A 12341-nucleotide genomic window follows, 5' to 3' on the forward strand; every position below is an offset into this window, starting at 1 on the left:
ATAGTGGTCACTAACTTATTTCTGCTGCGGTCATGCGCCTGCCTTTTTCAATGTCATTCATTCCGGCTCACATGCATTTCATTCCTTGCTGATGGCATTTCATGCCTTTTTTACCCTGGCGTTCAGGTGACTTCGCTATTGTGGCGGCAGTTAATTATTCAGGATATCTGCTATGAACGCTGCAAACAGTCAATATACCCGCTGGCTTACGCTTGCCGGCACGATCGTCACACAATTCGCGCTGGGATCGGTTTATACATGGAGTTTGTTCAACAGTTCCCTTTCCGCAAAACTGGACGAACCGGTAAGCCAGGTGGCTTTCTCCTTCGGTCTGTTAAGCCTCGGTCTGGCGCTATCCTCTTCTGTCGCCGGTAAACTGCAGGAACGCTTTGGCGTCAGACGCGTCACGATGGCATCCGGTGTTCTGCTGGGGCTCGGCTTTTTCCTGACCGCTCACGCCAACAGCCTGATGATGCTCTGGCTCAGCGCAGGCCTGTTGGTGGGCCTGGCGGACGGCGCGGGCTATCTACTGACGCTCTCCAACTGCGTGAAGTGGTTCCCGGAGCGTAAAGGGCTGATTTCCGCCTTTTCCATCGGTTCCTATGGCCTCGGTAGCCTCGGGTTCAAATTTATCGATAGCCACCTGCTGGCCACCGTCGGGCTGGAGAAAACCTTTATTATCTGGGGCGCCATTGTCCTGGTGATGATTGTCTTCGGCGCCACCTTAATGAAAGATGCGCCGAATCATACCGCCGCCTCGCATAATGGCGTGGTGGAGAATGACTTCACGCTGGCCGAGTCGATGCGTAAACCGCAGTACTGGATGCTCGCCGTGATGTTCCTGACGGCCTGCATGAGCGGTCTGTATGTTATTGGCGTCGCGAAAGATATCGCGCAAGGGATGGTGCATCTGGATGTCGCGACGGCGGCGAATGCGGTCACCGTTATCTCTATCGCCAACCTGAGCGGACGTCTGGTTCTGGGGATTCTGTCGGATAAAATTTCCCGTATCCGCGTCATTACTATCGGTCAGGTGGTTTCCCTGGTCGGCATGGCTGCGCTGCTGTTCGCGCCGCTGAACGCCACAACCTTCTTTGCCGCGATTGCCTGCGTCGCCTTTAACTTCGGTGGAACGATTACCGTGTTCCCGTCGCTGGTCAGTGAATTTTTCGGTCTGAATAATCTGGCAAAAAACTACGGCGTCATCTATCTGGGCTTTGGTATCGGCAGCATCTGCGGATCGCTGATTGCCTCGCTGTTCGGTGGGTTCTACGTGACCTTCTGCGTTATCTTTGCCCTGCTGATTCTCTCCCTGGCGCTCTCGACGACGATTCGCCAGCCGAAAGGTGAAGTTTACAGCGAAGCCCACGCCTGATACGCCCTCTTTGCGGCGTCATACCGATATTCCTGAGCTATTTGTGCCTGTCCAACCAAATGTTTTGTAAATGTTTGGTTGGATCACACTCCCACCTGGTACTTTTTCCTTTCTCTGTGGTCTACTTAGCGCGCTTTGTAGAGGTTTCTTATACTCTCCGTCCTTCAAACTGCCTTATTGTTGACTGCGCTCGTTCGCCTCAGTCACTTACTTGAGTAAGCTCCAGAGGATTCACGAGCCCGTCGCCTCAAGGCATCTCGAATGGGTTTGAGTAGTTAATCAACCTGAACGCACCCTATTAACCTGCCCGCTTATATCGCGTAAGTCAGGTGGTTTTATCTCTTCTTTTTCCAGGTTTCATGCATGAATTATATTAGAACGATGACACAGCAGAAAGTCAGCCTTTGGCTGGCGCTGTACATCGGCTGGTTTATGAACGTTGCTGTGCTTTTCCGTCGCCTTGATGGTTATGCGCAGGAATTTACCCTCTGGAAAGGGCTTTCCGGGATTGTGGAACTGGTTGCCACCGTGCTGGTGACGTTTTTCCTGCTACGTGTTCTGTCGCTGCTGGGGCGGCGCGTCTGGCGAATACTCGCCACGCTGGTGGTGATTTTCTCCGCTGCCGCCAGCTATTACATGACCTTCCTGAACGTGGTGATTGGCTACGGCATCATTGCGTCGGTGATGACCACGGATATCGACCTCTCTCAGGAGGTGGTGGGTTGGTATTTGATTCTGTGGCTGGCGCTGGTCAGCGCTCCGCCGCTGCTGCTTATCTGGAGTAACCGCTGCCAGCATACTCTGCTGCGGCAAATTCGGACGCCGGGCCAGCGGGTAAAAAATATCGCCATCGTTGCTCTCGCCGGGTTAATGGTCTGGGGACCGATTCGCCTGCTCGAACTGCGGCAGAAGGATGTTGAGCGTAGCTCTGAAGTCGATATGCCGAGCTACGGCGGGGTGATTGCCAACTCGTATCTGCCATCGAACTGGCTTTCCGCGCTGGGGCTGTACGCCTGGGCGCAGGTGGATGAGTCCTCAGATAACAAGTCGTTGATAAACCCTGCCAAAAAATTCACCTATGTCGAGCCGCAGGGCCTGGATGATACCTACGTGGTGTTCATTATCGGTGAAACCACCCGCTGGGACCATATGGGGATCCTGGGTTATAACCGCAATACCACGCCGAAGCTGGCTCAGGAGAAAAACCTGGTGGCCTTCCGCGGCTACTCCTGCGATACCGCGACCAAACTCTCTCTGCGCTGCATGTTTGTGCGTGAGGGTGGGGCGGAAGACAACCCGCAGCGAACGCTGAAAGAGCAAAACGTCTTTGCTGTCTTGCACCAGCTCGGCTTTACCGGCGACCTGTATGCGATGCAGAGCGAGATGTGGTTCTACAGCAATACCATGGCGAACAGCATTGCCTATCGTGAGCAGATTGGCGCTGAACCGCGTAACCGCGGCAAAAGCGTGGACGACATGCTGCTGGTGGATGAGGTTAAGCGCTCTTTGATGAAGAATGACCATGGTAAACACCTGATTATTCTCCATACCAAAGGTTCGCACTTTAACTATACCCAGCGTTACCCGCGCAGCTTTGCGCAGTGGCAGCCGGAGTGTGTGGGCGTGGACAGCAAATGCTCGAAAGCGGAGCTGATCAACTCTTACGATAATAGCGTGACCTATGTCGATCACTTTATCGTGAGCGTGCTGGACCAGCTGCGTGATAAGAAGGCGATTGTGTTCTATGCCGCCGATCACGGGGAGTCAATCAACGAGCATGAACACCTGCACGGTACGCCACGTAAGATGGCGCCGCCGGAACAGTTCCGTGTGCCGATGATGGTGTGGATGTCGGATAAATATCTGGCCGCGCCGGATCATGCTGCTTCGTTTGCCCGCCTCAAAGAGCAGGCGGCGATGAAAGTCCCGCGTCGTCATGTTGAGCTGTATGACACCATCATGGGTTGTCTGGGCTACACCTCGCCGGACGGTGGAATTAATGAGCATAACAACTGGTGCCGCGTTGCCGATGCGGGGAAAACCGTGGCGAAATAGCGGGAGTGGCGAGTTTCTCGCCGCTTGAGCTATTTTTTCCAAATAAGGCATTGACGGGTGTGAGTCTCAGCAGTAAGATGCGCCCGCATTCGGTGATTGGCGCAGCCTGGTAGCGCACTTCGTTCGGGACGAAGGGGTCGGAGGTTCGAATCCTCTATCACCGACCAAATTTAAAAGCCTGCTCAATGAGCAGGCTTTTTTGCATCTGAAGCTGGTGAGGATGAGAAGCTCCGGGGGCAGAGGTTCGACCCGAGCGTAGCGAGGGAACGTTGCTTAAGCAACGGCCCGCAGGGCGAGCCACGCAGTGGTGAGTCATCCTCTATCACCGACCAAATTTAAAAGCCTGCTCAACGAGCAGGCTTTTTTGCATCTGAAGCCGGTGCGGATGAGAACCTCCGGGGGCAGAGGTTCGACCCGAGCGTAGCGAGGGAACGTTGCTTAAGCAACGGCCCGCAGGGCGAGCCACGCAGTGGTGAGTCATCCTCTATCACCGACCAAATTTAAAAGCCTGCTCAATGAGCAGGCTTTTTTGCATCTGAAGCCGGTGAGGATGAGAACCTCCGGGGGCAGAGGTTCGACGATGCCTGCGGCCCTGACCGGTCATGTGTACCTCAGCAATTTTTAGCTGGCTTAACGCCCCTCAGGCCTATTTGCCGGTCTCCCTCTGCCGGCAGGAAAAACAGACCTCTGCCCAAACCACCGTAAAAATGAGATCCCTTCCATCAATGGCGTTGAGCAGCGCGCCGGGCGCCACGATGTCGGAGTGTGATAGTTAACCAAAGTCACAAAAAAAGCACGAATCCTTGTTTCATGTTGTCTGTTAACTATTTTGTGACATCTTCCATTGTATTTTTTTATATATCTAAGGTTCTTTTTTCGCGAAGCTTATGGATAACTGCAGCATTTTCCGCTGTGCGTTTTAACGTTCGCGCTATTAATCGCTCACATATTGGCCACATCGTAATAAATTTTCACCATTTACCAGAATTGCTTATCACTAGCTGTTAAGAAGTATTAAGACATTTATGCTGCCTGCTCGCCGCTAGCATAAATTTCTCTGCTGAAAATAGCGTCTTGAAGTTTTTTTAATCTTTGCCTGCTGATTCTCACCCCGGATGTAAAACCCGGTTGGCTGTATTGACGTTTACGCATTCTGTTGACAGATTGTAGGGCATGAGGGGCATTTCATGGAGAATCCGCACTGCAACTCAGGCGTTTTTGTGAAAGGAATCCCCATCTCTCATCCAGGCCTTCGGGCACCACCGACCAGACCGGGTAAAAAATAAATAAAGGCCTGGCGGATATATGCAAACAACATCACATTTGGAGCAGAATAATGAGTATTTCCTTGAAAAAGTCAGGGATGCTGAAGCTTGGTCTGAGCCTGGTCGCCCTGACCGTTGCAGCAAGCGTTCAGGCTAAGACCCTGGTTTATTGTTCTGAAGGTTCGCCGGAAGGCTTTAACCCACAGCTATTCACTTCTGGTACAACCTATGACGCCAGCTCGGTGCCCATCTATAACCGCCTGGTTGAATTCAAAACCGGTACTACGGAAGTTATTCCGGGGCTGGCGGAAAAATGGGAAGTGAGCGAGGACGGCAAAACCTATACATTCCACCTGCGTCAGGGCGTGAAGTGGCAGGATAATAAAGACTTTAAACCCACTCGCGACCTGAATGCCGACGACGTTGTATTCTCGTTCGATCGCCAGAAAAACGCGCAAAACCCGTACCATAAAGTGTCCGGCGGCAGCTATGAATACTTCGAAGGGATGGGCCTCCCTGACCTGATTAGCGAAGTGAAGAAAGTCGACGATAAAACCGTCCAGTTTGTGCTGACCCGCCCGGAAGCGCCGTTCCTCGCTGACCTGGCTATGGACTTCGCCTCTATTCTGTCCAAAGAGTATGCCGACAATATGCTGAAAGCCGGTTCGCCGGAAAAAGTGGACCTGAACCCAATCGGTACCGGGCCGTTCCAGCTGCTGCAATACCAGAAAGACTCCCGTATTCTCTATAAAGCCTTCCCGGGCTACTGGGGCACCAAGCCGAAGATCGATCGCCTGGTCTTCTCCATTACCCCTGATGCTTCCGTGCGCTATGCCAAACTGCAGAAGAATGAGTGCCAGGTGATGCCGTACCCGAACCCGGCCGACATCGCGCGCATGAAAGAAGATAAGAACATTAACCTGCTGGAACAGCCGGGCCTGAACGTCGGCTATCTCTCCTTCAACACCGAGAAGAAACCGCTGGATAACGTGAAAGTCCGCCAGGCGCTGACCTATGCGGTAAATAAAGAAGCGATTATCAAAGCCGTTTACCAGGGCGCTGGCCAGTCCGCGAAAAACCTGATTCCGCCGACCATGTGGGGCTATAACGACGACGTTAAAGACTACACTTACGATCCGGAAAAAGCGAAAGCGCTGCTGAAAGAAGCCGGCATGGAAAAAGGCTTCTCCATCGATCTGTGGGCAATGCCGGTACAGCGTCCGTACAACCCGAACGCGCGCCGTATGGCTGAGATGATCCAGGCTGACTGGGCCAAAATTGGCGTCCAGGCCAAGATCGTCACCTACGAATGGGGCGAGTATCTGAAGCGTGCGAAAGCAGGCGAGCACCAGACCGTGATGATGGGCTGGACCGGCGACAACGGGGATCCGGATAACTTCTTCGCTACCCTGTTCAGCTGCGCAGCAGCAAAAGACGGCTCGAACTACTCTCGCTGGTGCTACAAGCCGTTTGAAGATCTGATTCAGCCGGCACGTGCCACCGATGACCACAACAAACGTATCGAGCTTTATAAGCAGGCTCAGGTTGTGATGCATGACCAGGCTCCGGCGCTGATCGTCGCTCACTCCACCGTTTATGAGCCGGTGCGTAAAGAAGTCAAAGGCTACGTGGTTGACCCGTTAGGCAAGCACCACTTCGAAAACGTCTCTGTCGAATAATAAACAGTATGTTTCCCCTCTCCCTTAACGGGGAGGGGGGATTTCATTTGTGAGCAATACAGACGTCCTGTCACCAGGCGGGGCGTCACTATAGAGAATCCGGGTTATGTTGCAGTTCATCCTCCGACGTTTGGGACTTGTCATCCCGACATTTATCGGTATTACCCTTCTCACCTTTGCCTTTGTGCATATGATTCCCGGTGACCCGGTGATGATTATGGCGGGCGAACGTGGTATTTCCCCTGAACGTCACGCTCAGCTGCTGGCTGAAATGGGCCTTGATAAGCCGATGTGGCAACAGTATGCCCACTATATCTGGGGTGTCTTGCATGGGGATTTAGGCATCTCGCTGAAAAGCCGTATTCCCGTGTGGCAGGAGTTCGTGCCGCGCTTTAAAGCCACGATGGAACTGGGCGTGTGCGCGATGATTTTCGCCGTTATCGTCGGTATTCCGGTGGGCGTACTGGCGGCGGTCAAACGCGGCTCTATCTTCGATCACACCTCCGTCGGCCTCGCGCTGACCGGTTATTCCATGCCGATCTTCTGGTGGGGAATGATGCTGATCATGCTGGTTTCAGTCCAGCTCAACCTGACGCCAGTCTCCGGACGTATCAGCGATACCGTGTTCCTTGACGATACCCTGCCGCTGACCGGTTTTATGCTCATCGATACCGCTATCTGGGGCGAGCCGGGCGATTTTATTGATGCCTTAATGCACATGATTCTGCCAGCCGTGGTGCTGGGCACCATTCCGCTGGCCGTTATCGTGCGTATGACCCGCTCCTCGATGCTGGAAGTGCTGGGCGAAGATTATATTCGCACCGCGCGCGCCAAGGGGCTGACCCGGATGCGCGTCATCGTGGTCCACGCGCTGCGTAACGCTATGCTGCCGGTGGTCACGGTGATTGGGCTACAGGTAGGGACGCTGCTGGCGGGCGCCATTCTGACCGAAACCATCTTCTCCTGGCCTGGTTTAGGGCGCTGGCTGATCGATGCGCTGCAACGCCGTGATTACCCGGTGGTTCAGGGTGGGGTACTGCTGGTCGCGACGATGATTATCCTCGTCAACCTGCTGGTCGATCTGCTGTACGGCGTGGTGAACCCGCGTATTCGGCATAAGAAGTAAGGGGCCATCATGTCACAAATTACTGAAAATAAAGTTGTCGCCGCACCGGTGCCAATGACCCCTTTGCAGGAGTTCTGGCACTATTTTAAACGCAACAAAGGGGCGGTTGTCGGCCTGGTCTACGTCGCGATTATGATTATTATCGCCGTGTTCGCTAACTTCCTCGCCCCTTATAACCCGGCGGATCAGTTCCGCGACGTGCTGCTGGCGCCGCCGGCCTGGCAGGAGGGGGGAAGCTTTGCGCATCTTCTGGGGACCGATGACGTGGGCCGCGATATTCTGTCGCGACTGATGTACGGCGCGCGCTTGTCGCTGCTGGTTGGCTGTCTGGTCGTGGTGCTGTCGCTGATTCTCGGCGTGGTGCTGGGCCTGATTGCCGGCTACTTCGGCGGGGTGATCGACTCCATCATCATGCGTGTTGTCGATATCATGCTGGCATTGCCGAGCCTGCTGCTGGCGCTGGTGCTGGTGGCTATCTTCGGCCCCTCGATCGTGAACGCTTCGCTGGCGCTCACCTTTGTCGCCCTGCCGCACTACGTGCGATTGACTCGTGCGGCGGTGCTGGTGGAAGTGAACCGCGACTACGTCACCGCTTCACGGGTGGCAGGCGCGGGGGCAATCCGTCAGATGTTCATCAACATTCTTCCTAACTGCCTTGCTCCGCTGATTGTTCAGGCGTCGCTGGGCTTCTCTAACGCCATTCTCGATATGGCCGCTCTTGGCTTCCTTGGCATGGGTGCGCAGCCGCCGACACCGGAGTGGGGCACGATGCTCTCCGACGTGTTGCAGTTCGCGCAGAGTGCCTGGTGGGTCGTCACCTTCCCGGGTGTCGCGATTCTGCTGACGGTGCTGGCATTTAACCTGATGGGTGACGGTCTGCGTGACGCGCTCGATCCCAAACTGAAGCAGTAAGAGGTTCGAGATGGCGTTATTGAATGTGGATAAATTATCGGTGCACTTCGGCGACGAAGGGACACCGTTTCGCGCGGTAGACCGCGTGAGTTACAGCGTGAACCAGGGTGAAGTGGTTGGCATTGTCGGCGAGTCCGGCTCAGGTAAATCGGTCAGCTCACTGGCGATCATGGGGCTGATTGATTATCCCGGCCGCGTGATGGCGGATAAGCTGGAATTTAATGGCCGCGATCTGAAGCGTATCTCAGAAAAAGAGCGCCGCCAGCTGGTGGGGGCGGAAGTGGCGATGATCTTCCAGGACCCGATGACCAGCCTGAATCCGTGTTACACCGTCGGCTATCAGATTATGGAAGCCATTAAAGTACATCAGGGCGGAAATAAGAAAACCCGTATCCAGCGGGCGATCGATCTGCTGACGCTGGTTGGCATCCCTGACCCGGCATCGCGTCTTGATGTCTATCCGCACCAGCTTTCCGGCGGGATGAGCCAGCGCGTGATGATCGCCATGGCGATTGCCTGCCGGCCCAAGCTGCTGATTGCGGATGAACCGACCACCGCGCTGGATGTGACCATCCAGGCGCAGATCATTGAGCTGCTGCTGGAGCTGCAGCAAAAAGAGAACATGGCGCTGGTCCTGATCACCCACGATCTGGCGCTGGTGGCTGAGGCGGCACACAAAATTATTGTGATGTACGCCGGTCAGGTTGTGGAGACGGGCGATGCGAAGGATATCTTCCGCGCACCGCGCCATCCTTATACTCAGGCGCTGCTGCGCGCGCTGCCGGAGTTTGCCCAGGATAAAGCGCGGCTGGCGTCGCTGCCGGGCGTCGTGCCAGGGAAATATGACCGCCCCAACGGCTGTCTGTTAAACCCGCGCTGCCCCTATGCCACGGATAAGTGCCGCAGCGAGGAGCCTGAGCTGAACCGCGTCGACGGCGCCCGTCAGTCGAAATGCCACTACCCACTGGATGATGCCGGGAGGCCTACGCTATGAGTACCCATGAGGCCACCACGCAACAGTTCTTGTTGCAGGCCATTGATCTGAAAAAATATTACCCGGTGAAGAAGGGGCTGTTTGCGCCGGAAAGGCTGGTTAAGGCGCTGGACGGGGTCTCCTTTACCCTCGAACGCGGGAAAACGCTGGCGGTGGTTGGCGAGTCCGGCTGTGGAAAATCGACGCTGGGCCGTCTGCTGACGATGATTGAGATCCCGACCGGCGGCGAGCTTTACTATCAGGGTCAGGACTTATTAAAGCCAGACGCCACGGCGCAAAAGCTGCGTCGGCAGAAAATCCAGATTGTGTTCCAGAACCCCTACGGCTCGCTGAATCCGCGTAAGAAAGTGGGTCAGATTCTGGAAGAACCGTTGCAGATCAATACGTCGCTGAGCAAAGAACAGCGCCGTGAAAAAGCGCTGGCGATGATGGCGAAGGTCGGGCTGAAAACGGAGCATTACGATCGCTATCCGCACATGTTCTCCGGCGGTCAGCGGCAGCGCATCGCGATTGCCCGTGGTCTGATGCTGGACCCGGATGTGGTGATTGCCGATGAACCTGTCTCCGCGCTGGATGTGTCGGTCCGCGCGCAGGTGCTGAACCTGATGATGGATCTGCAGCAGGATATGGGGCTGTCGTATGTGTTCATCTCCCATGACCTGTCGGTCGTGGAGCACATTGCGGATGAAGTGATGGTGATGTATCTCGGCCGCTGCGTGGAGAAAGGGTCCAAGGATCAGATCTTCAACAATCCGCAGCATCCGTATACTCAGGCCCTGCTGTCGGCCACGCCACGCCTGAATCCGGACGATCGCCGCGAACGTATTAAGCTGACCGGCGAACTGCCGAGCCCGTTGAATCCGCCGCCGGGCTGTGCGTTTAACGCCCGCTGCCGCCGTCGTTTCGGCCCGTGTACCCAGCTGCAGCCGCAGTTGAAAGATTACCGGGGTCAGCTGGTCGCCTGTTTTGCCGTTGACCAGGATGAAAATCAGCAAAAACAGCTCGCCTGATGTTCCCTGCTGCTGTCGAAGGCGTCAAAACTTTCGGCAGCAGCCGCTTATTATGCCCGGAGAAGAGTCAGGCTTGAGAAAGTACCTGACTGCTGTTTTTCGACTTAAATAATTAATTTGACCTATTTATACAACGATATAAAAAGTCTAAAATATATTCCATCACGCATCATAGTTATTTTGTTCTGCGCATTATCTAAAGATCAATTAGAGAAAAACCTGGTTATTTTAAGGGGGCGCTGAGCTCAGGTTTGGTGGGATCACAGGACCTCCTAAAAAATGGAGCTATCATTTCTTATAAGAAATGATAGGGTAACCGCAAAATTATCAGTGATTTACGCCACCTTGAACGATACTCCTCTACAACGTCATTGTATTGTTGGTCATTCTGACCAACTTAAGTTGATGAAAAACAATAAAATAAACTATGCTCTAAAGGCGTAGTATCAAAATAAAAACAGCTAAAATATTATTTATTAGAATCATGAGGTTATCCATGAACCATTATGATGATTTGCAGCGCTTCAAGGAAAAGACTCGTACGCAAAGTCTGGATTTCAAGGACCTTTCATCACACGCAGCCGCCAGAGAACAGGGAGATTGGGTTATTCTCAATCAGCTCTCTCCTGGGGAAGAAAAAGAATCCTCGCTGGCCATGGGAGGATCGGTATCGTTACCGATACCGCAGCCGGTGCCGACGGATATGTTTCATTGGGTCGAGGCAGAATCCGCGCACACGCCGCAACCAACGTCACCTACAGCCCCGGCTCCGGTCATGCCACCCCCTGTCTCCGTTTCAGCGCCACATGACCCCCTTTCGGTTGCAGAACATACGTGGGCAGCAGAATCTGTGCCGGCAATGGCCGTACCCCATACGCCTGCTCCCGCTCCAGCCGCTGCGCCCGCTCCAGCCGCTGCGCCCGCTCCAGCCGTTGCGCCTGCTCCAGCCGTTGCGCCCGCACCAGCCGTTGCGCCTGCACCACCGGTAGCGGTTCGCCCGGTCGTGCCGTCTGCACAGGCGGCGGAAGGCTATGCTCATTTATTTGCGGCAAAAGCCGTTGAACCGGTGGCGAAAAATAAAGATCAGCCGCTGAAATCACTTTTAGAAAGGATTGCGACATGCCGTTGATCTGCGTGTGTTCTCCCAAAGGCGGCGTAGGAAAAACGACCCTCGCGGCAAATCTGGCCTATTCATTAGCTCGCGCAGGCAGCAAAGTCCTGGCGATCGATTTTGACGTGCAAAATGCGCTGCGTCTGCATTTTGGCGTCCCTCTTAGCGATGAGCGCGGCTATGTTGCGAAAGCGCTGGAGCTTCATGACTGGAGCCAGTGCGTACTGAGCGCGGGCAGCAATATTTTTGTCCTGCCGTATGGCGACGTCAGCGAGGCGCAGCATCAGGCTTTTGATGAACACCTTGCCACGGACGCCCATTTCCTCACCCGCGGGCTGGCGGCATTATTGAATTATCCCGGATTAATTATCATAGCCGACCTGCCACCCGGCCCTTCACCGGCGCTGACGGCCTTAACGCCGCTGGCCGATCTGCACCTGGTGCCGCTGCTGGCGGACACCGCCTCGATGTCGACCCTGTCGCACGTCGAAAAGCAGCGTTTAACCGGCGGTAAGCTAAACCACAAACTTGGGCACTTTTTCGTGCTGAATCAGAGTGATAACCGCCGTCAGGTCAGCCGTGACGTCACCGCTCTGATGGAGGATAAACTGGGCGATCGTCTGTTGGGTATTATCCATCGTGATGAGAGCGTCGTTGAAGCGAATGCTTCCCAGAAGTCGATTCTCGACTTTAGCTCTTCCTCTGCAGCCGCCTTTGATATTGAAATTATGGCAAAAAAAATCTCTGCGCTGTTGGGTATTAAAATTGGCGACGGCACGGTGCACAGCCAGCCTCGTATGTCAGGGCTTTAACT

General features: G+C 54.6%; 8 protein-coding genes, 1 tRNA gene, 2 other RNA genes and 1 pseudogene. All 12 read left to right on the forward strand.

The window, feature by feature from the left end; all coding sequences use genetic code 11:
* The first annotated feature begins 172 nt into the window (after positions 1-172).
* The 12 genes and pseudogenes from AC236I_RS01065 to AC236I_RS01120 all read left to right on the forward strand — a co-directional run bounded on the left by AC236I_RS01065 (position 173) and on the right by AC236I_RS01120 (position 12339).
* Positions 173-1375 (forward strand): L-lactate MFS transporter, encoded by a 1203-nt coding sequence (locus AC236I_RS01065; RefSeq protein ID WP_015585546.1) that lies wholly within the window; start codon positions 173-175, stop codon positions 1373-1375.
* A gap of 363 nt (positions 1376-1738) precedes the next feature.
* Positions 1739-3430 carry a kdo(2)-lipid A phosphoethanolamine 7''-transferase gene (gene eptB / locus AC236I_RS01070; RefSeq protein WP_004868768.1) on the forward strand — a complete coding sequence of 564 codons (1692 nt, stop codon included), beginning with the start codon at positions 1739-1741 and terminating at the stop codon, positions 3428-3430.
* A 90-nt stretch (positions 3431-3520) separates the two neighbouring features.
* Positions 3521-3597 (forward strand) — tRNA-Pro (locus AC236I_RS01075).
* A 33-nt stretch (positions 3598-3630) separates the two neighbouring features.
* Positions 3631-3762: non-coding RNA, RtT sRNA (locus AC236I_RS01080), on the forward strand.
* Positions 3763-3795: 33 nt separating this feature from the next.
* A non-coding RNA gene (locus AC236I_RS01085) (RtT sRNA) lies at positions 3796-3927 on the forward strand.
* Between the two features lie 839 nt (positions 3928-4766).
* Positions 4767-6374: a dipeptide ABC transporter periplasmic-binding protein DppA gene (gene dppA, locus AC236I_RS01090; RefSeq protein ID WP_004868766.1), complete on the forward strand. Its 1608-nt coding sequence runs from the start codon at positions 4767-4769 to the stop codon at positions 6372-6374.
* Between the two features lie 106 nt (positions 6375-6480).
* The gene (gene dppB / locus AC236I_RS01095) at positions 6481-7500 is read left to right on the forward strand and encodes a dipeptide ABC transporter permease DppB (RefSeq protein ID WP_004868763.1); all 1020 of its coding nucleotides are present in this window, start codon (positions 6481-6483) and stop codon (positions 7498-7500) included.
* A gap of 9 nt (positions 7501-7509) precedes the next feature.
* Positions 7510-8412 carry a dipeptide ABC transporter permease DppC gene (dppC, locus tag AC236I_RS01100; protein ID WP_015585547.1) on the forward strand — a complete coding sequence of 301 codons (903 nt, stop codon included), beginning with the start codon at positions 7510-7512 and terminating at the stop codon, positions 8410-8412.
* A 10-nt stretch (positions 8413-8422) separates the two neighbouring features.
* Positions 8423-9406, forward strand: coding sequence for a dipeptide ABC transporter ATP-binding protein (gene dppD, locus AC236I_RS01105; RefSeq protein WP_015585548.1), 984 nt, complete (start codon positions 8423-8425; stop codon positions 9404-9406).
* Complete coding sequence (gene dppF / locus AC236I_RS01110) at positions 9403-10416, forward strand: dipeptide ABC transporter ATP-binding subunit DppF (RefSeq protein WP_004868756.1); 1014 nt, start codon at positions 9403-9405, stop codon at positions 10414-10416. Before dppD ends, dppF begins: the two co-directional genes overlap by 4 nt.
* A 496-nt stretch (positions 10417-10912) precedes the next feature.
* Positions 10913-11545, forward strand: a complete 633-nt coding sequence (gene bcsO, locus AC236I_RS01115) for a cellulose biosynthesis protein BcsO (protein WP_163980409.1) — start codon at positions 10913-10915, stop codon at positions 11543-11545.
* Position 11546: 1 nt separating this feature from the next.
* Positions 11547-12339, forward strand: a pseudogene (locus AC236I_RS01120) (cellulose synthase operon protein YhjQ/BcsQ).
* Positions 12340-12341 lie beyond the last annotated feature (2 nt).

Source organism: Klebsiella sp. Sb-30, from assembly GCF_057652795.1.